The 26211-nt window shown below is 63.8% G+C and carries 21 protein-coding genes and 2 tRNA genes; 9 read left to right on the top strand and 14 right to left on the bottom strand.

From position 1 onward, the window contains the following. The first annotated feature begins 1 nt into the window (after position 1). The 6 genes from ABIB73_RS03165 (at position 2) to ABIB73_RS03190 (ending at position 7071) form a co-directional block, all read left to right on the top strand. Positions 2-115 (top strand): GDCCVxC domain-containing (seleno)protein, encoded by a 114-nt coding sequence (locus tag ABIB73_RS03165; RefSeq protein ID WP_354222537.1) that lies wholly within the window; start codon positions 2-4, stop codon positions 113-115. 96 nt (positions 116-211) lie between these two features. Continuing rightward, a complete protein-coding gene (locus ABIB73_RS03170; RefSeq protein WP_354221342.1) occupies positions 212-574 on the top strand; it encodes a hypothetical protein in 363 nt (120 codons plus the stop codon). Between the two features lie 54 nt (positions 575-628). After that, on the top strand, positions 629-1903 hold the full coding sequence (ihpA, locus tag ABIB73_RS03175; RefSeq protein ID WP_354221344.1) for a divalent metal ion exporter subunit IhpA: 1275 nt from the start codon (positions 629-631) through the stop codon (positions 1901-1903). Then, positions 1900-2877, top strand: a complete 978-nt coding sequence (gene ihpB / locus ABIB73_RS03180) for a divalent metal ion exporter adaptor subunit IhpB (RefSeq protein ID WP_354221346.1) — start codon at positions 1900-1902, stop codon at positions 2875-2877. The genes ihpA and ihpB overlap by 4 nt, the downstream gene beginning before the upstream one ends. Further along, the gene (locus ABIB73_RS03185; protein ID WP_354221348.1) at positions 2870-6082 is read left to right on the top strand and encodes an efflux RND transporter permease subunit; all 3213 of its coding nucleotides are present in this window, start codon (positions 2870-2872) and stop codon (positions 6080-6082) included. Before ihpB ends, ABIB73_RS03185 begins: the two co-directional genes overlap by 8 nt. A gap of 2 nt (positions 6083-6084) precedes the next feature. Next, on the top strand, positions 6085-7071 hold the full coding sequence (locus ABIB73_RS03190) for a cation diffusion facilitator family transporter (RefSeq protein ID WP_354221350.1): 987 nt from the start codon (positions 6085-6087) through the stop codon (positions 7069-7071). A gap of 222 nt (positions 7072-7293) precedes the next feature. Here the strand turns inward: ABIB73_RS03190 and ABIB73_RS03195 are convergent, their stop codons facing one another. From ABIB73_RS03195 to ABIB73_RS03235, 9 genes are all read right to left on the bottom strand, one after another. Continuing rightward, the gene (locus ABIB73_RS03195; protein WP_354221352.1) at positions 7294-8154 is read right to left on the bottom strand and encodes a class I SAM-dependent methyltransferase; all 861 of its coding nucleotides are present in this window, start codon (positions 8152-8154) and stop codon (positions 7294-7296) included. A 177-nt stretch (positions 8155-8331) separates the two neighbouring features. Next, a complete protein-coding gene (locus tag ABIB73_RS03200) occupies positions 8332-8523 on the bottom strand; it encodes a hypothetical protein (protein ID WP_354221353.1) in 192 nt (63 codons plus the stop codon). A 675-nt stretch (positions 8524-9198) separates the two neighbouring features. Then, positions 9199-9274: transfer RNA gene (locus tag ABIB73_RS03205), tRNA-Val, on the bottom strand. A gap of 61 nt (positions 9275-9335) precedes the next feature. Next, positions 9336-9740, bottom strand: coding sequence for a GFA family protein (locus tag ABIB73_RS03210; protein WP_354221354.1), 405 nt, complete (start codon positions 9738-9740; stop codon positions 9336-9338). An 83-nt stretch (positions 9741-9823) separates the two neighbouring features. After that, complete coding sequence (lon, locus tag ABIB73_RS03215; RefSeq protein WP_354221356.1) at positions 9824-12247, bottom strand: endopeptidase La; 2424 nt, start codon at positions 12245-12247, stop codon at positions 9824-9826. A gap of 314 nt (positions 12248-12561) precedes the next feature. After that, a complete protein-coding gene (gene clpX / locus ABIB73_RS03220) occupies positions 12562-13833 on the bottom strand; it encodes an ATP-dependent Clp protease ATP-binding subunit ClpX (RefSeq protein WP_354221358.1) in 1272 nt (423 codons plus the stop codon). 460 nt (positions 13834-14293) lie between these two features. Further along, positions 14294-14926, bottom strand: coding sequence for an ATP-dependent Clp protease proteolytic subunit (locus tag ABIB73_RS03225; RefSeq protein ID WP_354221360.1), 633 nt, complete (start codon positions 14924-14926; stop codon positions 14294-14296). Between the two features lie 303 nt (positions 14927-15229). Further along, positions 15230-16591 (bottom strand): trigger factor, encoded by a 1362-nt coding sequence (gene tig, locus ABIB73_RS03230; RefSeq protein ID WP_354221362.1) that lies wholly within the window; start codon positions 16589-16591, stop codon positions 15230-15232. A 179-nt stretch (positions 16592-16770) separates the two neighbouring features. Then, positions 16771-16855 (bottom strand) — tRNA-Leu (locus ABIB73_RS03235). Between the two features lie 153 nt (positions 16856-17008). Between ABIB73_RS03235 and ABIB73_RS03240 the strand changes: the two genes are divergently transcribed. Further along, a complete protein-coding gene (locus ABIB73_RS03240) occupies positions 17009-18313 on the top strand; it encodes a multicopper oxidase family protein (protein WP_354221364.1) in 1305 nt (434 codons plus the stop codon). A gap of 1 nt (position 18314) precedes the next feature. Here the strand turns inward: ABIB73_RS03240 and ABIB73_RS03245 are convergent, their stop codons facing one another. After that, positions 18315-18758 carry a GNAT family N-acetyltransferase gene (locus ABIB73_RS03245; protein WP_354221366.1) on the bottom strand — a complete coding sequence of 148 codons (444 nt, stop codon included), beginning with the start codon at positions 18756-18758 and terminating at the stop codon, positions 18315-18317. Then, positions 18758-20257: an NAD(P)H-hydrate dehydratase gene (locus ABIB73_RS03250; protein WP_354221368.1), complete on the bottom strand. Its 1500-nt coding sequence runs from the start codon at positions 20255-20257 to the stop codon at positions 18758-18760. Before ABIB73_RS03250 ends, ABIB73_RS03245 begins: the two co-directional genes overlap by 1 nt. Positions 20258-20634: 377 nt before the next feature. On the opposite strand from ABIB73_RS03250, the gene ABIB73_RS03255 reads away from it, so the two are divergent. Together ABIB73_RS03255 and glnA are read left to right on the top strand one after the other, a co-directional pair. Then, complete coding sequence (locus tag ABIB73_RS03255) at positions 20635-20973, top strand: P-II family nitrogen regulator (protein ID WP_007603495.1); 339 nt, start codon at positions 20635-20637, stop codon at positions 20971-20973. A gap of 152 nt (positions 20974-21125) precedes the next feature. Further along, complete coding sequence (gene glnA, locus ABIB73_RS03260) at positions 21126-22535, top strand: type I glutamate--ammonia ligase (protein WP_354221370.1); 1410 nt, start codon at positions 21126-21128, stop codon at positions 22533-22535. A 122-nt stretch (positions 22536-22657) separates the two neighbouring features. Here glnA and ABIB73_RS03265 read toward each other — a convergent pair whose 3' ends face one another. The 3 genes from ABIB73_RS03265 to ABIB73_RS03275 all read right to left on the bottom strand — a co-directional run bounded on the left by ABIB73_RS03265 (position 22658) and on the right by ABIB73_RS03275 (position 26126). Continuing rightward, positions 22658-23794, bottom strand: coding sequence for an asparaginase (locus ABIB73_RS03265; RefSeq protein WP_354221372.1), 1137 nt, complete (start codon positions 23792-23794; stop codon positions 22658-22660). A 191-nt stretch (positions 23795-23985) separates the two neighbouring features. After that, complete coding sequence (locus ABIB73_RS03270; RefSeq protein ID WP_354222539.1) at positions 23986-24747, bottom strand: slipin family protein; 762 nt, start codon at positions 24745-24747, stop codon at positions 23986-23988. Then, positions 24744-26126, bottom strand: a complete 1383-nt coding sequence (locus ABIB73_RS03275; RefSeq protein ID WP_354221374.1) for an NfeD family protein — start codon at positions 26124-26126, stop codon at positions 24744-24746. The genes ABIB73_RS03270 and ABIB73_RS03275 overlap by 4 nt, the downstream gene beginning before the upstream one ends. Between the last annotated feature and the right edge of the window lie 85 nt (positions 26127-26211).

Consider the following 26211-nt stretch of genomic DNA (forward strand, 5'->3'; position numbering starts at 1 on the left):
GATCTGCAAGAGATGCGGAAAGCGGCTGAACCCCAAGGAGAGCGATTGCTGCGCCTTTTGCTCTTACGGATCCATGCCATGCCCGCCGGTTCGGCCGGGAAATCGCGGCTCTTAGCTCAACCGAGACAACAAGTTCCACACGCAACATTATTGCAGATCGACACAGTTCCGGGTCCCGTGCTACGAACCGGAACGCAACGAGAGTGACTTCGTGACTGCGATCCGCCGCCCGTTCCGATTGTTTCGCCTGCGCAACCGGCGCGGGCTTCTGGCTGCGTGTCTCGCAATCGCCTATCTGCTGTCGGGCATATTGCATACGTGCCAATGCCTGGACGTGACCAATCCGTTCGGCCAGCTGGAAATCGCCGCGGCGCCTGGACCAGATTCCGGAGATGCAGATAGCAAGGTGCTGGCAGCCCATCACTGCCATGGCTGTTTCTCGGTGGTCGTCGCGCAACTCCTGCTGCCTGGCACAATGTCGGAGTTGGTGGCCGCGTCGAATCCGCCTCGTCTGACTGTGCTTGCGGGCGTCGTGCCCGATACCGACTCCCCGCCCCCCAAACATCTGACCTGACGGATCAGCCGGGCGCCGTGTGCACCCATCGGTTCTCCTTCACAGGTCCTCTTCATGTTTTGCAGGCGAACGGCCGCGCGCATGGCGTGCGCGCTGGCACTTCTCATCAGCCCATTCCTGGTGCTTTCGTCCGAAGCCCAGACACTGACGATGCGCGCCGCGCTCGGGCGCGCGCTGGCCGCGAGCCCGCGGCTGACGGCGGCGGAGCGCGACGTCGGCATCGCCACGGGCCAGCGAATCCAGGCAGGCGCCCTCCTCAATCCGGAACTGTCCTATGAGCAGGACAATTCGTTCGGCTCCGGCATCCATCGCGGCACCAAATCGGCCGAGACCACGCTCCAGATCAGCCAGGCCTTTGAGCTGTTCGGCAAGCGCGACGCGCGGATTGCCGCGAGCGCTGCCGGCATCGAGGTCGCCGCGATCCAGCGCAAAGCGATCCGGCTCGAAGTGCTGTCGGAGACGGCGATTGCCTTCCTGAGCGTGCTCGGTGCGCAGCGGCGCATCCAGATCCTGGACGAGCAAATCAGCGCGATCGACCGGCTGACGCCGCTCTTGCGCCGCCGCGTCGAAGCCGGAGCCTCTTCGCCGGCCGAAACCGGCCGCGCCGAGGTCGCCTCCGCGCTGGTGAAGGCCGACCGCGAACGTTTCAAGGCGACGCTCGCCAGCGCCCGGCGCGAGCTTGCGGTGCTGATGGGCGATCCCGCGCCGAAATTCGGCGATGTCTCCGGCCGGCTCGACACCACGGGACGACCACCCACGTTCCAGTCGGTGGTCGCCGCCATCGATGCCAATCCGCAATTGGTGCGCTGGACCGCGGTTTATGCCCAGCGCAATGCCGAGCTGTTGCTGGCGCGCCTCAAGCCCTACCCGGACGTGCGGATCGCCGCGGGCTGGCGCCATTTCAACGAGACCAATGACGACGCAGTGCGCCTCACCGTCTCGGTGCCGATTCCCGTGTTCGACCAGAACCAGGGCAACATCCTCTCGGCGCAGGAAAGCCTCGCCAAGACCAGGGCCGAGCGCGAGGCCAACCGCAACACGCTGATCGTGGTCGCGGGCCGCGCCTACGACTCGCTTCAGGGCTCGCTGCGCGAGCTCACCGTGCTGCGCGAGATCGCGATTCCCAAGGCGACCGAAGCGGCGGACGCGATCTCGCAAGGCTACGGCCAGGGCCGCTTCACGCTGCTCGAGGTGCTCGACGCCCAGGCGAGCGTTGCGCAAGCGCGGCTGCGCGAACAGGAATCGCTCCAGAATTTCCACGCGGGCGTCGCGACCATCGAAGGCCTCGTCGGCAATCCCTTTGCGCTGGCCCGGGAGGGCGCAAGATGAAGACATCCTCCACCGTCGTCGTGGCCGTCGTTGCCGCCGCGCTCGGCGCTTACGGCTATTCCCTGCTCGCACCGGCCACGGTCGCGCCCGCCCAGCATGCCGCGGACAAGAAGCCGGAAAAGCCGAACGACCATGTCGAGCAGGACGAGCACGGGGCAGACCGGATCCGGATCAGCGACGTCAAGCTCGCTGCCGCCGGCATCGCGCTGGCCGAGGCAGAGAGCGTCACGCTGAACGACACGCTCGCCTTCAACGGCATTTTGCGTGCCAACCAGGAGGCCGTGGTGCAGGTGACGCCGCGCTTTCCCGGTGTTGCCAAATCGATCCTGAAGCGTATCGGCGACAAGACCGGCAAGGACGATCTGCTCGCCGCGATCGAGAGCAACCAGAGCCTCACCGTCTACGAGCTCAAGGCGCCGATTGCCGGCACCGTCATCGAGCGGCAAATCTCGCTCGGCGAATACGCCTCCGAGCAGAAGCCGGCCTTCGTCATCGCCGACCTCTCCACCATCTGGGTCGATCTCTCGATCTACCGACAGGATCTGAGACGCGTCCGCCCAGGCGACGAAGTATTGATCGATCCCGACGACGGCCGCGGCGAGATCAAGGGAGCGATTTCCTATGTCGCCCCCATGGGCTCGAGCGAGACCCAGACCGCGCTCGCACGTGTGGTGTTGACCAACACGGATGGAAGGCTCCGTCCGGGTCTGTTCGCGACCGCGCGACTTGTGTTGGGAAAGCGCAACGTTGCAGTGGCGGTTCGCACAGGGGCGATCCAGATGCTGGAGAGCAAGACCGTCGTATTCGTCCGCGAAGACGACGACAAGATCGAGGCCCGCCCCGTCGAGCTCGGCGAATCCGATTCGAAGTTCGTGGAGATCCGTGCAGGCCTCTCAGTCGGCGAACGCTACGTCGCCGAGAACAGTTTCGTCGTGAAGGCGGAGATGGGCAAGGGAGACGCCGACCATGATTGACGCCCTCCTCGCATTCGCCATCCGCCAGCGCTGGCTGGTGATCCTCATCGTGCTCGCGGTCGGCGCCGTCGGCGCCTGGAACTTCACGCGCCTGCCGATCGATGCTGTGCCTGATGTCACTAACGTCCAGGTCCAGATCAACACGCAGGCGCCCGGCCTGTCGCCGCTCGAATCCGAACAGCGCATCACCTTTCCGATCGAGACCGCCATGGGCGGCCTGCCGAAGCTCGACTACACCCGGTCGATCTCGCGCTACGGTCTGAGCCAGGTCACCGTGGTGTTCCAGGACGGCACCGATATCTATTTCGCACGCCAACTCGTCAACGAGCGCATCCAGCAGGCACGCGACCAGTTGCCGGCTGGCGTCGAGGTCGCGATGGGGCCGATCTCGACCGGTCTGGGCGAGATCTATGTCTACTCCGTCGAAGCCAAGCCGGGCGCGAAGTCGCCGGCCGGCCTAGACTTCACGCCGACGGAATTACGCACCATCCAGGACTGGATCATCAAGCCGCAGCTGCGCACCATCCCCGGCGTGATCGAAGTCAACTCGATCGGCGGCTACGAGCGGCAATTCCACGTGCTGCCGATCCCCGGCCGGCTCATGGCCTATCACCTCGGCTTCCGCGACATCATGACGGCGCTGGCCGCCAACAACGCCAATGTCGGCGCCGGCTATATCGAGCGCAACGGCGAGCAATATCTCGTCCGCGCCCCCGGCCAGGTCGCCAATATCGACGAGATCAAGGACATCGTGATCGGTTCGCGCGGCGGCGTGCCGGTGCGGATCCGTGACGTCGCTGACGTGCAGGAGGGGCATGAGCTCCGCATGGGCGCGGCGTCGGCCAATGGCAAGGAGACCGTGCTCGGCACCACCATGCTGCTGATCGGCGAGAACAGCCGCACCGTGGCCCAGCGCGTGGCGGCGCGGCTCAATGAGATCGCGAAATCGCTGCCCGAAGGCGTGATCGCACGCGCAGTCTATGACCGCACGCATCTGGTGGAAGCGACCATCCAGACCGTCGAGAAAAACCTCGTCGAGGGTGCCGCGCTGGTAATCGCGGTCCTGTTCCTGATCCTCGGCAACATCCGCGCCGCCCTGATCACCACCTGCGTCATTCCCCTCGCAATGCTGTTTACGATCTCAGGCATGGTCGAAAGCAAGGTCAGCGCCAATTTGATGAGCCTGGGAGCGATCGATTTCGGCATCATCGTCGATGGCGCGGTCATCATCGTCGAAAACTGCCTGCGGCTGCTCGCCGCCGAGCAGAACCGGCGCGGGCGGCTGCTGTCACTGGAGGAGCGGCTCCAGACCATTCGCGAGGCGAGCCGAGAGGTGATCCAGCCGAGCCTGTTCGGCACGCTCATCATCGCCGTGGTCTATCTGCCGGTCCTGACCCTGACCGGCACCGAAGGCAAGATGTTCACGCCGATGGCGCTCACCGTGCTGATGGCGCTCGCCGGGGCGGCGTTGTTGTCGATCACCTTCGTTCCAGCCGCGATCGCGATCTTCGTCACCGGCAAGGTCTCGGAGAAAGAGAACATCTTCATGCGAGCAGCCAGGCGGCTCTACGTGCCGCTGCTCGACCGCGCGATCCGCTACCGTCGCAGCGTGGCGCTCGGCGCCCTCCTCATCGTCGTCGGCAGCCTTTTTGCGGCAAGCCGCATGGGCGGCGAATTCATCCCGAGCCTCGACGAAGGCGACATCACCATCGAGACCATCAGGATTCCCGGCACCAGCCTGACCCAGAGCGCCGACATGCAGATCCGGCTGGAGAAGGCGGTCAAGCAGGTTCCGGAGGTAGCGACGATCTTCTCCAAGATGGGCACTGCCGAGATCGCCAACGACCCGATGCCGCCGAACGTGGCCGACACCTTTGTGACGCTCAAACCACGTGAGGAGTGGCCCGACCCGAAGAAGCTAAAGGACGAGGTGATCGAAGACATCGAGCGCGCCGCCAACACCCTGCCGGGCACCGCTTATGGCATGACCCAGCCGATCCAGATGCGCTTCAACGAGCTCATCGCCGGCATCCGCCGCGACGTCGGCGTCAAGATCTTTGGCGACGATCTCGACCTGCTCGCCGGCATCGCCCAGCAGGTTCATGGCGTCGTGCGCGGCATCGACGGCGCCGCCGACGTGAAGACCGAGCAGATCGCGGGCCTGCCGATCCTCACCGTCAAGCTCGACCGCCAGGCGCTGTCGCGCTACGGCCTCAGCCTCGGTGAGGTGCAGAACCTCGTCGAGATCGCGATCGGCGGCAAGCCGGCCGGAAAGCTGTTCGAGGGTGATCGCCGCTTCGACATCGTGGTGCGGCTGCCGGAAAACCTGCGCGCCAACCCGGACGCGATCAAGTCGTTGCCGATCCCGCTGCCGCCGGCCGAGGATACGGCGACCGTCACGAAAACCGCCTGGCCGGGGACAGCAGGCACGGCGCTGCGCTACGTGCCCCTGTCCTCCGTTGCGGCGATCGAGATCGCGCCCGGGCCCAACCAGATCAGCCGCGAGAACGGCAAGCGCCGCGTGGTGGTGATGGCCAATGTCAGAGGACGCGACCTGCGCTCTTTCGTCGCCGAGACGCAGGCCGCGGTCGCCGAGAAGGTCAAGCTGCCGCCGGGCTACTGGATCGGCTGGGGCGGACAGTTCGAGCAACTGGTCTCCGCGACCAAGCGGCTGACGATCGTGGTGCCGGTGGCGCTGGCACTGGTGTTCCTGCTTCTGTTCATGAGCATGGGATCGGCGGCGGATGCGGCTCTCGTGTTCTCTGGTGTGCCGCTGGCACTAACCGGCGGTGTCGCGGCGCTTTTGCTCCGCGGCATTCCGCTGTCGATCAGCGCCGGCGTCGGCTTCATCGCGCTGTCGGGCGTCGCCGTGCTCAACGGCCTCGTCATTATCGCCTTTATCGAGCGGCTGCGCAGCGAGGGACGCCCGGTCGCGGACGCCGTGCGCGAGGGCGCGCTGACGCGCTTGCGGCCGGTGCTGATGACCGCACTGGTCGCCTCCCTCGGCTTCGTGCCGATGGCGCTCGCGACAGGGGCCGGCGCCGAGGTGCAGCGGCCGCTGGCGACTGTGGTGATCGGGGGCATCATCTCCTCGACCGTGCTGACGCTTCTGGTGCTGCCGGCGCTCTATGTACTGTTCCGGCGTGACGGAGCGAGCGAAACGCCTACAATGGCGCTTGACTTGGCGGCTTCCGGGGAGCGCTAGATTTGGGCAGCCACGACCATCACGGCCATCACCACCATGACCATGCCGTTCATGCGCATGATCATGGTCACGACCACAGCCATGACCACAGCCATGGCGGGCACGTCCATGCGCCCGCCAGTTTCGGCAAGGCGTTCGCGATCGGCATTTTGCTCAACAGCGCGCTGGTCGTGGCCGAGGCGGTCTACGGCTATATCGGCAACTCCACCGCGCTGCTTGCGGACGCGGGCCATAACCTCAGCGATGTGCTTGGCCTCGTCGTGGCCTGGGGCGCCTCGATCGCAGCCCGCCGCGCGCCAAGCGGCCGTTTCACCTATGGCCTGCGCGCCTCCACCATTTTGGCGGCGCTGGCGAATGCAGTGTTCCTGCTGGTCGCGACCGGCGCGATCGGGTGGGAGGCGATCCTGCGCCTGCGCGAGCCGGAGCCGATCGCCGGCGTCACCGTGATGGTGGTGGCCGGCATCGGCATCCTCATCAACGGTTTTACCGCCCTGCTGTTCGCCAGCGGACGCAAGGACGACATCAATATCGAAGGCGCTTACTTGCACATGGCAGCCGATGCCGCCGTCTCGCTCGGCGTCGTGGTCTCGGCAGCACTGATCATCTGGACCGGCTGGCTCTGGCTCGATCCCGTCACCAGCCTCGTCATCTGCGCTGCCATCCTCTGGAGCACGACCAGCCTGCTGCGCGGCTCCATCGACATGTCGATGGCGGCGGCCCCAAAGGGCACGGACCTTGTTGCGATCAGGGAATTTCTGCTGGCGCGGCCCGGCGTCTCAGGGATCCACGATCTCCACGTCTGGCCGATCTCGACCACCGAGACCGCGCTGACCTGCCATCTCGTCATGCCCGCGGGCACCACCGGTGACGCGTTCCTGATGGAGACGGCGCAGCTGCTGAGGACATCGTTCCGCATCGGCCACACCACGCTTCAGGTCGAGACCCATCCCGACAATGGCTGCGCGCTGGCGCCGGATGATGTGGTGTGAGGCGGTACTTTGGTTGGCCCCCCAATCAGCACTGTCGTCCCGGACAAGCGCGCCCAAAGCGCGCGTAGATCGGGGACCCATAACCACAGGGAGTAGTTTGGCGAAGAATCGGAGTTGCCTGCTTCACACCACAACTGCTCCCTGTGGTTATGGGTCCCGGCCTTCGCCGGGACGACACCGAGGGTTTGACAGGCCGCTGACAGCACAGCAGCGTCTGTGATCCTACGCCGCCCTCGCCGTCACGATCCAGATCGCGCCCTGGAGTGCCACCGACTGCCCCTTCAGGAACGGCGCGAGAACCTCGCGGATCGAAGCCTTGGCGGCTTCGTAGGTCTTCGGAGGATGGCCCTGGAGCGCGCGGCTGGCGGGGCCGATCTGCAACGAGCCGTCGACGGCGGCATCGAGGCCGCCACCGATCGCGATATCCATCGCGAGATTGTGCGGCTCCATCGCGACGTCAACGAAGCCGGCACCTTTCAGGATGCCCGTCACGCGCTCCTCTGACGCGAAGGCGAACGGGCCCGGCTCTTCCGGTCCGAGCGGCGGCATCTTTGGCACGTGTTTGTAGACCGCCATCAGCGGCGTCATCATCCACGGATTTTCCTTCGGCTCGCGCCAGCAAGCAAAGGCGAGCCGTCCGGACGGCTTCAGCGCGCGGCGGAGGTTGGTGAAGGACGCAATGGGATCGGCGAAGAACATGACGCCAAAGCGCGAGGCCAAGAGATCGAAACTCGCCGGCTCGAACGGATGGACCGTCGCATCCGCCAGCGCGAAATCGAGCGGCAGGCCTTTCGGCGCTAGCGCACGCGCCTGCGACAGCATCGGATCGGAGACGTCGAGGCCGAGTGCAAATCCGTTCGGCGCCACTGCCTTGGCGAACGCGACCGTCGTTGCGCCGGAGCCGCAGCCGACGTCGATCACGCGCTCGCCCGGCTTCGGATTGGCGCGGCTGATCAAGACGTCGGCGATCGGCCCAAGCAGCGTCTCCTGCGCGGCGTGGCGGTCGGCCCAGCGCTGTCCGCTCGGGCCGTTCCAATAGGCGATCTGGTCGGCGTTTTGCTCGTGTCCGCTTCGCTGTTCCATGGACGCCCCTCCGGCAGCTTGGTCGAAAGACCGGGATGCCGAATTGCAAAGACGCCGTCAACTGAGGCGGGTTCTTCGGTCCACCTGTCAGCGATACACTTTTGCGTGCACCCTGCGCCACTCGGCGTCAGAGGCGGACAGCCGGGGGATTTAGCCGCCGACCTGCACTACGCCGGGTCATTCCGCTGCCAGCGAGACCCCGGTTCGTTTGGCAAGGACGCGGCGGAAGTCCGTGGCGAGTTCGTCGTAGTAGTAAGCAAGCTCCTCGTAAAAGGCCCGCCCGGCCTCATCAGGAGCTTCCCGAGCCGCCTTCATGCAGTGGGCGGCTTTGGCCTCGTACCTTTCCAGCTTCGTGCGAAGATCACTCATTACGCGATACTCCACCCTGATAACGGGAGCTGGAACGGTGGTTCGTGCGGCGACCGAAAAGATGACCGAACGAAGGCAATTTTGCACCCGTCGGGGGCCTATTTCTGGGCGTCGCATGCCTGGCGAAAGGCGCAAGAGCGCCCGCCAACCGGATCCGGGCTAGTTCTAGGAGCTGGTGTTGACTGAGGCGGTAGACCATATCCACAACGACCGACGGCCCGCCTCACTCCATGTCGGGCGGCCCCTTCATTCACGGATGATGTACCGTCTTGCTCCAAATGGAGAACCCCACTGATGATTTTGAAGCTCACAACCGACCAAAAGGCCGACGTCTGGGTTAACCTGGATCAGATAGTGCAAATGACAACTCTCACCGTCCAGGACGGTTACCCTTCGACGGAAATAATCATGGCCAATGGCGCGGCGATAAACGTTTACGAGAAGCCAGTTGATATAGCGAACTGGACCAAACCCCGTTAGCTCTGCGGCTCAGCACGGCCCGGTGCCAGTGCGGGGTCTTATGGGGTCGCGATCGGCTCATCGATGAGCGCGCGATCTCGGCGCGATAATTGTTCGCCATGATCTCGAGCCCGGCGCGTTCCTCCAGCATTGTCGCGCTGGCTGCCAACTCCAGGCAGGGCCGCTCGAAGTGTTTGAGTTCGGCGATGCGGGTGATGGTGGGCAGTGACGGGCTCGAACCGCCGACATCCTGCGTGTAAAGCAGGCGCTCTACCAACTGAGCTAACCGCCCTCGCCGCCTCTTTAGCCTTACGTGCCCCGAAGGGGCAAGTGCCAGCCCTACGATCTGGACGTCAATCCTGCGGCCTTCCCGGCAGCACGGGCACCGCGTCGATCCAGACGGCCGCCGACTGGCACCAGATCTGGCGACTGGGACGCAAGGCGTCGCGCTGGCGGATGCTGCCCCAGCGGATACCCCAATCGTCGGCCTGCTCGCCCTCGCCGCTGGTGAACAGCGGGGAACCGCAGTCGCCGCAAAAATGCTGGAAACGCATCCGGCCATTGTCGCCGCGCTTGCCATAGACCTTTGGTTTGCCGCCGGTCAGCCGGATTGCGGCTCCGGTGCAGATCGCAGTGACCCGAAACGGCGAGCCGGTCAGCGCCTGGCAATCCCGGCAATGACAGACCGAGACGGTCTCCGGGTCGATCTCGGCCGCGTAGGTGATTTGCCCGCAATGGCATTGTCCGTCGATCTGCATGGTCCTGCTCTTCAGAAAAGAACTGCCTCAAAACAAGAACGGCGCCCGAAGGCGCCGTTTTATCATCTTTTCAAGCTGCGATCTCAGTGAGCGGTCAGGCCCCCGGCGGCTTCATCGCCGTCCGGCTTCACCGTCACCTTGGTGTCCTCTTCCCAGACGATCGGCACCGGCTTCTTGACCAGCGCCTTGGCGACGACGTCATCCAGCCGCGAGACCGGGATGATCTCCATGCCGCCCTTGATCGCATCGGAAATCTCCGTGAGATCCTTGGCGTTGTCCTCGGGGATCAGCACCGTCTTGATGCCGCCGCGAGCGGCAGCCAGCAGCTTCTCCTTCAGACCGCCGATCGGCAGCACGCGACCGCGCAGCGTGATCTCGCCGGTCATCGCGACATCGTGGCGAACCGGAATGCCGGTCATGACCGAGATGATCGCGGTGGCCATCGCCACGCCCGCCGACGGACCGTCCTTCGGCGTCGCGCCTTCCGGCACGTGCACGTGGATGTCGCGCCGGTCGAACAGCGGCGGCTCGATGCCGTAGACGATCGCGCGCGAACGGACGTAGGACGCCGCCGCCGAGATCGATTCCTTCATCACGTCGCGCAGATTGCCCGTGACCGTCATCTTGCCCTTGCCGGGCATCATGACGCCTTCGATGGTCAGCAGCTCGCCGCCGACATCGGTCCAGGCCAGGCCGGTGACGATACCGACCTGCGGCTCGCTCTCGATCTCGCCGTAGCGGTACTTCGGCACGCCCAGAAGATCTTCCAGAGTCTTCTCGGTGACCTTGACCGACTTCTTCTTGGAGATCATCAGCTCCTTCACCGCCTTGCGAGCGAGTGTGGAGAGCTCACGCTCCAGATTACGCACGCCCGCTTCGCGGGTGTAGCGACGGATCAGAAGCAACAGCGCCTCATCGTCGATCGAGAACTCCTTGGAGTCCAGGCCGTGCTTGGACACCGCGTTCGGGATCAGGTGCTTGCGCGCGATCTCGACCTTCTCGTTCTCGGTGTAACCCGCGATCCGGATGATCTCCATGCGGTCCATCAGCGGTCCGGGAATATTGAGCGTATTCGCGGTCGTGATGAACATCACGTTGGATAGATCGTAGTCGACCTCGAGATAGTGGTCGTTGAAGGTCGCGTTCTGCTCGGGGTCGAGGACCTCAAGCAGCGCCGAGGACGGATCGCCGCGGAAATCGGCGCCCATCTTGTCGATCTCGTCGAGCAGGAACAGCGGATTGGACGACTTCGCCTTGCGCATCGACTGGATGATCTTGCCGGGCATCGAGCCGATATAGGTGCGGCGGTGACCGCGGATCTCGGCCTCGTCGCGCACGCCGCCGAGCGACACGCGCACGAACTCGCGTCCCGTCGCCTTCGCGATCGACTTGCCGAGCGAGGTCTTGCCGACGCCGGGGGGGCCGACGAGGCACAGGATCGGCCCGGTCAGCTTGTTGGCGCGCGACTGTACCGCGAGATACTCGACGATGCGGTCCTTGACCTTCTCGAGACCATAGTGATCCGCATCCAGAACCGCCTGCGCGGCTTCCAGATCCTTCTTCACCTTGGACTTCTTGTTCCACGGGATCGACAGCAACCAATCCAGATAGTTGCGCACGACGGTCGCTTCCGCGGACATCGGCGACATCTGGCGCAGCTTCTTCAGTTCATGCTGCGCCTTCTCGCGCGCTTCCTTGGAGAGCTTGGTCTTGGAGATCTTCTCTTCGAGATCGGCGAGTTCGTCGCGACCATCGTCGTCGCCGAGCTCCTTCTGGATCGCCTTCATCTGCTCGTTGAGATAGTACTCGCGCTGGGTCTTCTCCATCTGGCGCTTGACGCGCGAGCGGATGCGCTTCTCGACCTGAAGCACCGAGATCTCGCTCTCCATCAGGCCCAGCACCTTCTCCAGGCGCTGCGTGACCGAGAGCGTCTCCAGGATGCCCTGGCGATCCGCAATCTTGACGGCGAGATGCGAGGCGACTGTATCAGCGAGCTTAGCGAAATCGGTAATCGCCTGCACGACACCGACGACCTCGGCCGAAATCTTCTTGTTGAGCTTCACATAGCTCTCGAAGTCCGACACGACCGAGCGCGACAGCGCTTCCGCCTCGACCGACTTCGCATCGGTGTCGGCGAGCGCCACGGCGGTGGCTTCGTAATAGTCAGCGCGATCGGTGTACTTCTGCACGCGCGCACGATCGAGCCCTTCGACCAGCACCTTCACGGTGCCGTCGGGAAGCTTCAAGAGCTGCAGCACGCTGGCAAGCGTACCGGTCTCGTAAATGGAATCCGGCGCCGGATCATCGTCGGACGCGTTCTTCTGCGTCGCGAGCATGATCAGCGCGTCGTTCTTCATCACCTCTTCGAGCGCGCGGATCGACTTCTCGCGGCCAACGAAGAGCGGCACGATCATGTGCGGGAAGACGACGATATCGCGCAGCGGCAACACGGGATAAGCGTGCGTCTCGCCATGGACGATGGTTGGCCGGGGTTTTGGATTAGTCATGGCCTTTTCCTTTTGCTTTGCCCCCTTGCACGCAGCCCGCCATGCTCATGCGCAACCGCCACAAGGTGCCGAGGTGATCCACCAAGCCGGTCGAGTTGGACCAGGCTTGCCGGATCGGAACTTAGGCGAATCTTGAAGAGAATTCTCGCTCGCCGCCGACATTAGGTGGCTATCGACCCGGGGGGTGTCAAGTCATTGAAAAACGCGCGCCATCAGGCGCTTACGCACGCGGGTAAGCGACGCCACACAGGCTGCGGAGATACATTCCGCAGCCGCTACTTTCAAAGACGATTGGAGCGTTCCAGCGCCGCAATTTAGGCGCTGGCGTTCTCGACGGCGCGATCGGACCGATCGGCATAGATGTAGAGCGGACGCGCCGTGCCTTCCACGACTTCGCGGGAAATCACGACTTCTTCCACACCTTCCAGGCCCGGCAGGTCGAACATGGTCTCGAGCAGGATCGCCTCGAGGATGGAACGCAAGCCCCGCGCGCCGGTTTTGCGCTCGATCGCCCGGCGGGCGACCGCGCCAAGCGCCTCGTCGGCGAAGGTCAGCTCGATGTTCTCCATCTCGAACAGCCGCTGATACTGCTTCACCAGCGCGTTCTTCGGCTCGGTGAGGATCTTCTTCAGCGAGGTCTCGTCCAGATCCTCGAGCGTCGCGACGACCGGGAGACGGCCGACGAACTCGGGGATGAGGCCGTACTTCAAGAGATCCTCAGGCTCGACGTGACGGAAGATCTCGCCGGTGCGGCGGTCTTCCGGCGCGAGCACCTGGGCGGCGAAGCCGATCGAGGTCGACCGGCCGCGCGCCGAGATGATCTTCTCGAGCCCGGCGAACGCGCCGCCGCAGATGAACAGGATGTTGGTGGTGTCCACCTGCAGGAATTCCTGCTGCGGATGCTTGCGGCCGCCTTGCGGCGGGACCGAAGCCACCGTGCCTTCCATGATCTTCAACAGCGCCTGCTGCACGCCCTCACCCGACACGTCGCGCGTGATCGAGGGATTGTCGGACTTGCGGCTGATCTTGTCGATTTCGTCGATATAGACGATGCCGCGCTGGGCGCGCTCGACATTGTAGTCGGCGGACTGAAGCAGCTTCAGGATGATGTTCTCGACGTCCTCACCGACATAGCCGGCTTCGGTCAGCGTCGTCGCGTCCGCCATCGTGAACGGCACGTCCAGGATGCGGGCGAGCGTCTGCGCAAGCAGCGTCTTGCCCGAGCCGGTCGGACCGATCAGCAGGATGTTCGACTTCGCGAGCTCGACGTCGTTGTGCTTGGTCTGGTGGTTGAGGCGCTTGTAGTGGTTGTGCACCGCGACCGACAGGACCTTCTTCGCATGGCTCTGGCCGATGACGTAGTCATCCAGCACCTTGCAGATTTCCTTCGGCGTCGGAATGCCGTCGCGCGACTTGACCAGCGAGGACTTGTTCTCCTCGCGGATGATGTCCATGCAGAGCTCGACGCACTCGTCGCAAATGAAGACCGTGGGACCCGCGATCAGTTTGCGGACTTCGTGCTGGCTCTTGCCGCAGAACGAGCAATATAGCGTGTTCTTGGAGTCGCTCGTGCCGACCTTACTCATTCATGTCTCCGTCCGCGGTTCGTCTCGTCCGCTCGATCGCCCCATCCCGACACATCGCCCGGCATGGGACTCAAATAGAGCAAATTCCGTACCAAAAAAGACCCTACGCGCTACATCCCGTGCGAATCACGGCCACTCGACTCTCCGCGATCATAACCGATCAATCATAGCCAACCATGCTGTCACCCGACTATCAAGAATTCGCTAATCGAGGGGCCGCTGGCTACCCGTGACAATACCGTGATTTCACGTCTTGGCACGGGAGAACTGATCGAAATCACGCGTGCGTGGCTGGATTGCCACGAAAAACAAGCACGAAAGCGGAACTTTCTGCCTGTCGCGGGGCGCAAAACTTGCTTTTTGCGCCCCCGCGAAGTGCGCCGTTAACGTGAACGTCGCCCTGACGATCCCAAGGAATCCCCGAGAGGTATTCCAGGGATCGATGTTGCTGCCCGTCGAGTTACTGGGGCTTCGCCGCCGGCTCCTCGATACGCTTGTCGATGACCTTGTCGACCAGACCGAACTCCTTGGCGTCGCTGGCGGTCAGGAACTTGTCGCGCTCCAGCGCGTCCTCGATCGCCTTGTAGGTCTGGCCGGTGTGTTTCACGTAGATCTCGTTGAGCCTCTTCTTCAGGTTCAGGATTTCCTGGGCGTGCAGCATGATGTCGGTGGCCTGGCCCTGGAAGCCGCCGGAGGGCTGGTGCACCATGATGCGCGCATTCGGCAGCGAGAAGCGCATGTCCTTCTCGCCGGCGGCGAGCAGCAGCGAGCCCATCGAAGCGGCCTGCCCCGTGCACAGCGTCGAGACCGGCGGGCGGATGAACTGCATGGTGTCGTAGATCGCAAGTCCCGACGTCACCACGCCACCCGGCGAGTTGATGTACATCGAGATTTCCTTCTTCGGATTTTCCGCCTCAAGGAACAACAGCTGCGCGACGACCAGTGTCGACATGCCGTCCTCGACCGGTCCGGTCAGGAAAATGATGCGCTCCTTCAGCAGGCGCGAGAAAATGTCGTAGGCGCGCTCGCCACGGTTGGTCTGCTCGACCACCATGGGCACGAGGTTCATGTAGGTTTCAACCGGATCGCGCATGAGTCACCTAGGGTTTTCGGAGGCGAACAGCGCCAGTCTTGGCTGCCAGTCTCTTGGCTGGACTTGCCGGAAGGCCGATGGACGCCCGTGATGCAGGACTTTTGGGTACAGGACTTGGTAGGGTGTAGCGACAGATATAGCCCAATTCGCGCCAGACAAGTGCGGAGCGAATTAAGGCTTAATCCACGCGGCAGTTGAAGCTGATTCGCGCGAAGAGGCCCAGCCGGCCACCTGGCTAGCTGGGTCCCTTCCGCAGATCATCCTTAATGCAAGGCTTCTACACGTAAGGCTTTCTCAAAGCCTTCAGGCTGCGGTCTTTTCCGCCTCGTCGTCCTTGTAGAGATCCTCGCGCGAGACCTTCTTCTCGGTCACGTTGGCGAGCTCGAGGATGAAGTCGACGACCTTGTCCTCATAGATCGGTGCACGAAGCTGGGCCAGCGCGTTGGCGTTGTTGCGGTAATAGTCCCAGACTTCCTTCTCACGGCCGGGCATCTGGCGCGCCCGCTCGATCACGGCGCGGCCGACCTCGTCGTCGGTCACGGTGATCTTGTTCTTCTCGCCGATCTCGGAGAGCACGAGGCCGAGGCGCACGCGGCGGTCGGCGATCTTGCGGTACTCTTCCTTGGCGGCGTCTTCAGTGGTGTTCTCGTCGGCAAAGGTCTTGCCGGCGGAGTCCATCTCGGCCTTGACCGAGTTCCACATCAGATTGAACTCCTCGTCGACCAGCGACGGCGGCGCCTCGAAGCGATGCGCCTCGTCGAGGCGGTCGAGCAGCGCGCGCTTGACGCGCTGGCGCGTCGCACCAGCGAACTCGGCGGTCAGCCGCTCGCGCGCGGCTTCCTTCAGCTTGTCCAGCGAATCCAGGCCGAGCGTCTTGGCGAACTCGTCGTCGATCGCGAGATCCTGCGGCGCCTCGATCAGCGTCGCGGTGGTCTCGAACTCGGCCGGCTGGCCGGCGAGCTTGTCATTCATGTAATTCTTGGGGAACGACACCTTCAGCGTGCGCGTCTCATTGGCGCCGATGCCGGTGAGTTGCTCCTCGAAGCCGGGAATGAAGGTGTTGGAGCCGATCACGACCTGGATGCCTTCGCCGGTGCCGCCCTCGAAGGCTTCGCCGTTGATGGTGCCCTTGAAGTTGATGGTGACGCGGTCACCGGATTCGGCCTTGGCGCCCTCGGCCTTCGCCGCATAGCCACGGTTCGAATCGGCGATGCGCTTGATCGCCTCGTCAACATCGGTGTCGGCGACGTCGGCGACAGGCTTCTCGACCTCGAAGGTCTTGAAGTCGGCGAGCGCAATTGCGGGCACCACTTCGATCGCGACCGTGTAGTTCAGGTCCGACTTGCCCGAGAGCAGTTCCTCGACCTCGGCCTGTTCGGTCGGCATCGTGATCTTCGGCTCGGTCGCAAGGCGGAAGCCACGCTCGGAGAACAGCTGCGTGTTGGTATCGCGGATGGTCTGGTCGATGGTCTCGGCCATCACCGAGCGGCCATAGACCTTCTTCAGGTGGCCGACCGGCACCTTGCCGGGGCGGAAGCCATTGAGGCGCACCTTGTCCTTGAGGTCGACGAGCTTCGCGCCAGCCTTGGCGTCGAGATCAGACGCGGGCACGCTGATCTTGAACTCGCGCTTCAATCCTTCCGAGAGGGTTTCTGTGACCTGCATGGCGTCCAATCTTCTTCTCGTTCGGCCCCGGCACGCTTGCGTCGGGACGCTGTCATCAATCGATCCGGCGCGCGAGGCCAATGCCCCTGCGCCGGTGGGTTCATCAGACCCCGCTCCAGACGGAAAAACATCCGCGCGGAGCAGGCCCTTCGGTAATCCGTGCAAACGCTGAAAGCGCTTGGTGCGGGCGGAGGGACTCGAACCCCCACAACTTTCGTCACTGGAACCTAAATCCAGCGCGTCTACCAGTTCCGCCACGCCCGCGTAAATTTGCATCAAGACCGGCCGCGATGCCGCGGGCGGCGGGCTTATAGCATGTGCCTGCCTGTTCGCAGCAAAAAAATGGCCGGTTGGAGGCACACTTCAAGTAGGCACGGCGGCTAGACTTATCCAGCGCGGCGTGGTCCGCATCGAGCCATGAAAATGCGGATCTTTAACCCGACCAGGCGCGAGGTTTTGGCCGGACTTGGCTCCGCTACAGCCGGGTTGATGTCCGGCGGCGCAGTCCCGCCCGTGACCGCCCAGCTCGCCCTCCAAGCCCGCCTCGCGACCCTGGCTCTGAGACCGGGTCAGGCCGCTACACCAATCTGGGAGCTCGCCGCCGTAAGCCATATCGGAAATGTCCGTCTCAAGCGCGGCGACCGCTGCGAGGTGGTATTTCGGAACGACCTGCCTGTGCCGCTTGCGCCGATCTGGTACGGCCTGAATGGCGCGGCCGCGGTCGACCCGCTGCGGGGGCGCGCGCCGACCGCGCCGGACGCAACTGAAGTATCAACAATTTCAATACCAAACGCCGGAACCCTGCTGGCGGACTTCCGTCTCTTCGAAGACGGGCTGAAGCAGCCTGCACGCCCACTTCCGATCATCGCCGGCGAGACCAACCGCGTCGCCGTCGACCGCGACGAGGTCCTGCTGATCGAGGAATGGCGCCTGCGGCCGGATGGGACTGCAATCGTGCCGGGCCGCGACCCGAAGGACACGGCGCCGCTCTATACAATTAACGGGCAGACGTCTTTTGAACTCTCAGCCGCGGCCAATGAGCGGTTGCGGCTGCGCTTTATCAACGGCTCCCAACGTACTGTTCTGGCGATCAAATTGGAAAATCACGACGTCCGCGTGATGGCCTTGGACGGACAACCGGCCGAGCCGTTCCCGGCGCGCGGCGGCGCTCTGGTGCTGGCCCCCGGCGCGCGTGCCGACGCATTTGTGGATGCGGCCACATCGGCCCCATTCTTGTTGCATGACGGCAAGGAGGCCCGCCCGATCGGAAGCCTCACCATCTCCGGCAGATTGGAGCGGCGTGCGCCGCTTTTGCCGCCACCGCCGCTCCCTTCGAATGACCTGCCTGACCAGCTCGACCTGAGAGGCGCCCTGCGGTTCGATGTCGCGCTCAGCGTGCCCGAGGCCGGTTGGACACGGCCTGCGAATTTCTCCGTCTCGTCCGCCCCCGCCTTCCGCGCCAAGGCCGGCCGCACCGTCGTGCTGGCCCTCAAGAACCCCGGGCCGGTCGCTGGCGTCTTCCACCTGCACGGCCACCACTTCCGCCTGCTCGACCGCCTCGACGATGGCTGGAAGCCCTACTGGCTCGACACGCTCGCGATCGAGCCCGGCCAGACCCAGCGCATCGCGTTCGCTGCGACCTCACCCGGACGATGGCTGATCGAATCCTTTGTCACCGACTGGGCTGCACCGCGGCTGGTGCGCTGGTACGCGGTGGAGTGACTTATCGGCCCGCACGCGCCCAGAGATAACGGGCGTCAGGCTCCCTCTCCTCGTTCCGCGCTCCGTTGGTTTGCTCGACCAGGGTGAATCCGCGGGCTTCGTAGAAGCCTCGCGCCCGCGCGTTGCGCTGGAAGGTCCACAGTTCCAACCGATCGCAGGCGTGTTTGGCTACGTCGAGGAGTTCGCTGCCGACGCCGCGGCCCTGGGCAGTGGGGAGCACGTAGAGCTGCTCGACCCAGCCGTCGCGGAAAGCGATGATTCCGCTCAGCACATTGTCGTCGAAGCGCCCCCACACGCGGCACGTCGCGAAGAGTCGCTCGCGGTAGAACCAGCGGTCCTGATCCGGCGTGTGCAACCCGATGAGCCACGGCATCTCCTGGTCAAACGCAGTCCGGTGGACCTGCGCCGCCTCGCCCATGTCGGTGAGCGCGAGTTGCCTGAGCACTAGTACGCGATCCCGAGCGCATTATAGATCCGCCGGTGCACCGCGGGCAGCGTCTCCGTCAGGTCTTCCGCAATCAGTCCCGGGCCGGCTTCGCTTGCCGCCTCGCCATGCATCCACACGCCGATGCTGGCGGCCTCAAACGCTGGCACGCCTTGCGCGAGGAGCCCTGCGATGATGCCAGCGAGCACGTCGCCGGCACCGGCGGTGGCGAGCCAGGGCGGCGCGTTGGCGGCGATGGTGGCGCGGCCGTCGGGCGCGGCGATCGTGGTGTCGGGCCCCTTCAGCAGCACGACAGCACCGGAGCGCTCGGCAGCGGCCCGGACGCGCTCGAGCTTCGAGCGGCCCGGATATTTGTTGCTGAGGTCGGAGAACAGGCGCGGAAACTCGCCCTCGTGCGGCGTAAGCACCACCGCTGCGTCCTGCGAGGACTTGATCGATTCAAACAGCCGCTCGGGATTTGCGGCAAAGCTGGTCAGCGCATCCGCATCGAGCACGACACGCCGCTGCGCCGTGAACGCCGTGTGGACGAAGTCGCAGGTGCGATCGCCGATGCCTGCACCGGGGCCGATCATGCAGGTGTTGTAACGCTTGTCGCCGAGAAGCTCGCCGAACTCGATCGCGGTATCGACGGGACGAACCATCACCGCGGTCAGCGCCGCAGCATTGATCGCGAGCGCATCGCGTGGGCTCGCCAGCGTCACCAGGCCTGCGCCTGCGCGTAGCGCCGCGCGCGCGGCGAGCCGCGCGGCACCTGTCGCAGCCGCATCGCCAGAGACCGCCAGCACATGGCCTCGCGCATATTTGTGACCGTCGATGCGCGGCACCGGAAAGGCTGGGCCCCAGAAATCCGGATCGTTCTCGAAAATCTGCGGCCTGATCTCGTCGAGCACATGGCTCTCGATGCCGATATCGGCGACACGCACATGGCCGCAATGCATGCGGCCCGGCAGCAGCAGATGCGCCGGCTTCTTGCGGAAGAAGGTGACGGTCTCGGCGGCATTCACGGCCACGCCGAGCACCGCGGCGCTGGTGCCGTTGATGCCGCTCGGCAGGTCGACGGCGAGCACCGGCGCGCCGTTGGCGTTGATCGCCTCGATCATCTCGCGCGCCTCGCCGTCGACAGCTCGGCTGAGACCCGCGCCGAACAGCGCATCGATGATCAACGCGGGCTTTCCGATCGCCTGTGGATTGAACGGCAGCACCGGATGCTTCCAGCCGCGCGCGGCGGAGGCCGCATCGCCCTGAAGCTGATCGCGCTCGCACATCAGGATCACCGAGACCTCGCGCCCCTGGACGGCGAGCTCGGCGGCCGCGACAAAACCGTCGCCGCCATTGTTGCCGGGGCCAGCCACGATCAGGATCGGCCCCTCCTCCACCAGCGCATTCGCAGCTTCGGCGACGGCCTGGCCCGCGCTCAGCATCAGCTTGAAGCCCGGTGTGCCGGCAGCGATCGAGAGCTGATCGGCCCGCTGCATTTCAGCATTGGTTAGAACTTCCATGCCACTTCCCTGGTCCAAACGCCTCTACAACAGGCATCTTCCGTGCCGATCCCGTACACGGAACAGATGCCTGCACACACATTGACCGTTTGCCTATTTCGTAGTCTTCGCTATTTTGAGCCGGTCGGCTTCACCTATCAGAGATGCTCGTTAAAAGGCTGATAACGCTTCAATAATCAGGGCATTTGCAACTTGGCATAGACCCTGCTTTCGAGGAAGCCGCTTCGGTTCGTCGTGCTCACTGGCATTATCTGGGTGTGGCCGGCCGCCGCCGGGCCGGTCAGGCGACCCGGGACAGCGAAGACAAGTCCGTGCGTGAGATAAAGCGCATCCTGACGAAGACGTTGCTATTTGTTCGAAAGGCCGGGAGGCGCGCAGTGAAGAAAATCGAAGCCATCATCAAGCCATTCAAGCTCGACGAGGTGAAGGAAGCGCTTCAGGAGGTCGGCCTTCAGGGCATCACGGTGACCGAGGCCAAGGGTTTTGGCCGTCAGAAGGGTCATGCCGAGCTCTACCGCGGGGCAGAATACATTGTCGACTTCCTGCCCAAGGTGAAAATCGAGATCGTGATAGGCGACGACCTCGTCGAGCGCGCCATCGACGCGATCCGCCGCGCCGCCCAAACCGGGCGCATCGGTGACGGCAAGATTTTCGTCTCGAATATCGAAGAGGCGATCCGCATCCGAACCGGCGAATCCGGGCTGGACGCTATCTGAGCCGGGTGCTATCCCGCATTTTGCGACACTCTGACAAGAAATAAGGCTGCTTCGGCGGCCTGATTTCGTTTGTGCGGTCGCGCAAAACTCGCCCAAAGCGAGAACAATTTTGCTCATCTGGAAACCGACCCGCAGAGCCAAAAGGGGTATGCATGAAGACCGCCAAAGACGTCCTGAAATCGATCAAGGACAACGACGTCAAATACGTCGACCTGCGCTTCACCGATCCGCGTGGCAAGTGGCAGCATGTGACGTTCGACGTCAGCATGATCGATGACGACATTTTCGCCGAAGGGACGATGTTCGACGGCTCCTCGATCGCCGGCTGGAAGGCGATCAACGAGTCCGACATGTGCCTGATGCCCGATCCGGTGACCGCGACGATCGATCCGTTCTTCGCCGAGACCACCATGGTCATCACCTGCGACGTGCTCGAGCCGACCACCGGCGAGCCCTACAACCGCGACCCCCGCGGCATCGCCAAGAAGGCCGAAGCCATGGTGAAGTCGATGGGCGTGGGCGACACCGTTTTCGTCGGCCCCGAAGCCGAGTTCTTCGTGTTCGACGACGTGCGCTTCTCCTCCAGCCCCTACAACACCGGTTTCAGGCTCGACTCTTCGGAGCTGCCGACCAACACCGACACGGAATATGAGGGCGGCAATCTCGGCCACCGCATTCGCACCAAGAGCGGCTACTTCCCGGTCCCGCCGCAGGACTCCGTGCAGGACATGCGCTCGGAAATGCTCGGCGCCATGGCCAAGATGGGTGTCAAGGTCGAGAAGCATCACCACGAGGTCGCTTCCGCCCAGCACGAGCTCGGCATGAAGTTCGACACGTTGACGCTGATGGCCGACCACCTCCAGATCTACAAATACTGCATCCACCAGGTCGCCCACATCTACGGCAAGACCGCCACCTTCATGCCGAAGCCGGTCTTTGGCGACAACGGCTCGGGCATGCACGTCCATCAGTCGATCTGGAAGGACGGCAAGCCGGTATTCGCCGGCAACAAGTACGCCGACCTGTCGGAGACCTGCCTCCACTACATCGGCGGCATCATCAAGCACGCCAAGGCGATCAACGCCTTCACCAACCCGTCGACCAACTCCTACAAGCGCCTGGTCCCAGGCTATGAAGCCCCCGTGCTGCTCGCCTACTCCGCGCGCAACCGCTCGGCCTCCTGCCGCATCCCCTACACCGCTTCGCCGAAGGCCAAGCGTGTCGAGGTGCGCTTCCCCGATCCGCTCGCCAATCCCTATCTCGGCTTCGCCGCGATGCTGATGGCCGGCCTCGACGGCATCAAGAACAAGATCGATCCGGGTCCGGCGATGGACAAGGACCTCTACGATCTGCCGAAGGAAGAGCTGAAGCAGATCCCGACGGTGTGCGGCAGCTTGCGTGAAGCCCTTGAGAATCTCGACAAGGACCGCGCCTTCCTCAAGGCCGGCGGCGTGTTCGACGACGACTTCATCGACGCCTATATCGAGCTGAAGATGACCGAAGTCGCCCGCTTCGAAATGACCCCGCACCCGGTCGAGTTCGACATGTACTATTCGGGCTGATCGGCGCGAACGGGATACGACAGGCAAAGGGCGCTTCCGAAAGGAGGCGCCTTTTCGTTTGGGCATCGCCCGTTGCTGGAATCAGCGGGTCCGCAGGATACGAGCGGGCCCGCTTGGGCCGACTACCATGTTGCAGTGAAGGCCCGCTGTAGCTCGGCCGGAGCCGTCACGCCGCCCGCGATCAGCAGTTGGGTCAGAACGCGTGCCTTCTGGGGATTGAGGTCCTCGGACACAACGAAGCCGTTTTTGTCATCGTCAACCTCGACGTTTCGGGTCACGAAACCGGATCGAACCCGCGTGGAGCGCACGACCATGATTCCCTTTTTTGCCGCCGCTTCGAGCGCCTCAAGGGCTTGCTTCGATGTGTTCCCATCACCGACACCGGCAAGCACGATGCCTTTGGCGCCGTGTGAAATGGCGTCCTCGATCGGAACGAAGTCCATGTTGGCATGCGAGTAGACGATCTCGACGCGGGGCAGTTGCTCGCCTGCCGGGAGTTGATATGTCGTGCGCTTGGGACCGGGGGCCTGGGCCATGAAGCGAATGCCGCCGGCAGTGTCAACATAGCCGATCGGGCCGTCGTTGGGAGAATTGAACGTCTCGACGCTGGTGGTGTTGGTCTTGGTGACCGAGCGAGCCCCCTGAATCTTGTCGTTCAACACGGCCATGACGCCACGCCCGCGGGACCGAGGGTCGGCAGCCACCTGAACCGCTTCGTAGAGATTGCCGGGGCCATCCGCACTCACCGCCGTGGCTGGACGCATCGAGCCGACGATGACCACCGGCTTGTCACCGCGGACCACGTTGTCCAGAAAAAACGCCGTCTCCTCGAGTGTGTCGGTGCCATGGGTCACGATGACACCATCGACTTCATTCTTGTCGAAGGCGTCCTGAATACGACGAGCCAGTGCAAACCAGACCTTGTCGTTCATGTCCTGCGATCCGATCGACGAAATCTGTTCGGCGTTCACCTTCGCGAGCTTGTCCAGGCCCGGCACCGACTGCATCAGTTGTTCGCCCGTGATCTGTCCGGATTTGTACGCTCCCGTCGCACGTGGGTCAGCCTGACCTGCGATGGTCCCACCCGTCGCAAGTACGAGAATGCGCGGCAGATTGGCCGTCGCGGCATCCTTTCCCGGCTCCGCGGCCTGCGCAGCCGGGCTGATCCAGCATGACAAGACTGCAAAGGTGAGCACCGTGAAGGAGAGCACTCTCCGACCTTGGCGGCGGCTTGCTGCGCTGACGGCATGCTTCGTCATCGAATCTTCCTCCCGTTTAAGTTGGGGCCGACATTCGACACGTTCAATTGGGCCGAAGCTGGGTCATCCCGCTGCGAACTTGACCGATAGTTTCGGCACGAAGGATGGGCAGCTCCTGCGAAACCCATTATCTTACTCTTTTCTGGTAGGATGCCGGGTTTCGCTTCGCCTATCCATCCTGCCGCCCCCGGCTACGGGTTGTCATGCCGCGGCATGAAATGGTCGAGCAGGCCGATTGGCAGCGGAAACACGACTGTCGACGACCGCTCGCCCGCGATGTCGTGCAGAGCCGCGAAGTAACGCAGCTGCATCGCTTGCGGCTCCTGCGCGAGAATCCGGCCGGCCTCGACCAGCTTTTCGGCGGCCTGCTGTTCGCCCATCGCGTTGATCACCTTCGCCCGCCGCAACCGTTCCGCCTCGGCCTGCTTGGCAATCGCGCGCACCATGGTTTCGTTGAGATCGACGTCCTTGATCTCGATTCCGGTGACCTTGATGCCCCAGACGTCGGTCTGCTTGTCGAGGATCTCCTGGATATCGGCGTTCAACCGGTCGCGTTCGGCGAGCATCTCGTCGAGTTCATGCTTGCCAAGCACCGAGCGCAGCGTGGTCTGGGCGAGCTGACTGGTCGCGGCCATGTAGTCGCCGACCTTGATGATGGCGCGCTCGGGATCGACGATGCGGAAGTAGAGAACGGCATTGACCTTGACCGAGACGTTGTCGCGCGAAATCACATCCTGGGGCGGCACGACCTGCACCATCACCCTGAGATCGACCTTGACGAGCTGCTGCACGACCGGAATGAGGATGATGAGGCCCGGCCCCTTTTCCCCGGTGAAGCGGCCGAGCGTGAAGATAACGCCGCGCTCGTATTCCCTGAGGATGCGAACGGCCTGGGTGAGAAACAGGATGACGATCAGCGCAAGCACTGCGTAAATCGAATATTCGATCATCAGAATTGACCTCCCTCGCCGGTCGCAGGGCTCGGACGCCGAACCACCAGCGTCAAGTCGTCGATATTGGCGACCTCGACCCTCTCGCCGGGCTTGAAGCTGTCGGCGCCGCGCGCCCGCCAGCGTTCGCCATGCGTAAAGACGTGCCCCTTGTTCTCGCTCCAGTCGAGGACCTCGGCGGCCAAGCCTCGCATGGCTTGCGCGCCGACCCGTGGCGGACCGCGGCGGGCGCGCCGAAGCGCGCCAAGCACGACCAGAACGAAACCGGTGAGCATCGCCGCGACGACGGCGATGACCGACCACGATAGCCGGTAGCCCGGCGCTTCGACCCTGACCAGCATGATGGCGCCCAGCACAAAGGCGACGACACCTCCAAGGCCGATCACGACGGTCGGATTGAACGCCTCGATGGCGAGGAGCGCGACCCCGACCAGCATCAAGCCAAGTCCGGCATAATTGATCGGCAGCAGGTTGAGGGCGTAGAGGCCGAGCAGCAGGCAGATCGTCCCGACCACTCCCGGAGCGACTGCACCGGGGGACATGAACTCGAAGATCAGGCCGTAGATGCCGACCATCAGGAGAATGAACGAGACGTTGGGGTCGGTGATGACCGCCAGGAATCGCGAGGTCCACCCGGGATCGACGGCTTCGATGACCGCGTTCTGCGTCGCCAGGCGTTGCGTCTCGCCGCCCGCGACCTCGACGACGCGACCATCGATTTGCCTGAGCAATTCGGCTGCATCGCGCGCAACGAGGTCGATGGCGTGCGCCTGCAACGCGCCGTTGGCTGACAGGGTGGCAGCTTCACGGACCGCCTTCTCGGCCCAATCGGCGTTGCGGCCGCGCAGTTCGGCGAGGCTGCGAATAAAGGCTACGGCATCGTTCGTCACCTTCGCCGTCATCGCGTCTTTCGGTTCATCCTTCTTGTCTTTGCTGTCCTTGTCGGGTGTGCCGCTCGGCAGGCCCGGAAGCGGCCCGCCAATCTGCACCGGCGTCGCGGCGCCGATATTTGTGCCTGGCGCCATCGCCGCGATATGGGTCGCATAGAGGATGTACGTCCCGGCGCTCGCCGCATGGGCGCCGGCCGGCGCGACGTAGCCGACGACGGGAACGGACGAGCCGAGCACATCCGCGATGATCTCGCGCGTGCTGGAGTTCAGACCGCCGGGCGTATTCATTCGGAGAATCACGATCTCGGCGCGTCGTTCGCCTGCCTTGACCAGGGCCTCCTTCACGTAGCTCGCCGACGCCGGGCCAATGGCTCCATCGATCGTGACGATGAGTGCAAGACGGCGATTCTCCTCCGCTGAGCCGGGAAGGAGACAGGCGAGAAAAGCGACGATGCCGATCGCCGCGACGAGGGCCGCCTTCATGGTCTGCACGGCAAGGGCTCCCTTGCCGAGGATATGGTGTGCGTCTCCCAAACCTCAATGCGGCCGTCTACAGTTGCGATTGTGCGATGCAATG

This window comes from Bradyrhizobium sp. F1.4.3 (genome assembly GCF_040548375.1).
Taxonomy (GTDB): Bacteria; Pseudomonadota; Alphaproteobacteria; order Rhizobiales; family Xanthobacteraceae; genus Bradyrhizobium.

Coding starts and splice junctions, on each gene's coding strand:
- lon (WP_354221356.1), bottom strand. CDS start 12,247: ATGACTAATCCAAAACCCCGGCCAACCATCGTCCATGGCGAGACGCAC.
- clpX (WP_354221358.1), bottom strand. CDS start 13,833: ATGAGTAAGGTCGGCACGAGCGACTCCAAGAACACGCTATATTGCTCG.
- ihpB (WP_354221346.1), top strand. CDS start 1,900: ATGAAGACATCCTCCACCGTCGTCGTGGCCGTCGTTGCCGCCGCGCTC.
- ABIB73_RS03195 (WP_354221352.1), bottom strand. CDS start 8,154: ATGGAACAGCGAAGCGGACACGAGCAAAACGCCGACCAGATCGCCTAT.
- ihpA (WP_354221344.1), top strand. CDS start 629: ATGTTTTGCAGGCGAACGGCCGCGCGCATGGCGTGCGCGCTGGCACTT.
- ABIB73_RS03240 (WP_354221364.1), top strand. CDS start 17,009: ATGAAAATGCGGATCTTTAACCCGACCAGGCGCGAGGTTTTGGCCGGA.
- ABIB73_RS03265 (WP_354221372.1), bottom strand. CDS start 23,794: ATGACGAAGCATGCCGTCAGCGCAGCAAGCCGCCGCCAAGGTCGGAGA.
- ABIB73_RS03200 (WP_354221353.1), bottom strand. CDS start 8,523: ATGAGTGATCTTCGCACGAAGCTGGAAAGGTACGAGGCCAAAGCCGCC.
- ABIB73_RS03225 (WP_354221360.1), bottom strand. CDS start 14,926: ATGCGCGATCCGGTTGAAACCTACATGAACCTCGTGCCCATGGTGGTC.
- ABIB73_RS03250 (WP_354221368.1), bottom strand. CDS start 20,257: ATGGAAGTTCTAACCAATGCTGAAATGCAGCGGGCCGATCAGCTCTCG.
- tig (WP_354221362.1), bottom strand. CDS start 16,591: ATGCAGGTCACAGAAACCCTCTCGGAAGGATTGAAGCGCGAGTTCAAG.
- ABIB73_RS03185 (WP_354221348.1), top strand. CDS start 2,870: ATGATTGACGCCCTCCTCGCATTCGCCATCCGCCAGCGCTGGCTGGTG.
- ABIB73_RS03210 (WP_354221354.1), bottom strand. CDS start 9,740: ATGCAGATCGACGGACAATGCCATTGCGGGCAAATCACCTACGCGGCC.
- glnA (WP_354221370.1), top strand. CDS start 21,126: ATGAAGACCGCCAAAGACGTCCTGAAATCGATCAAGGACAACGACGTC.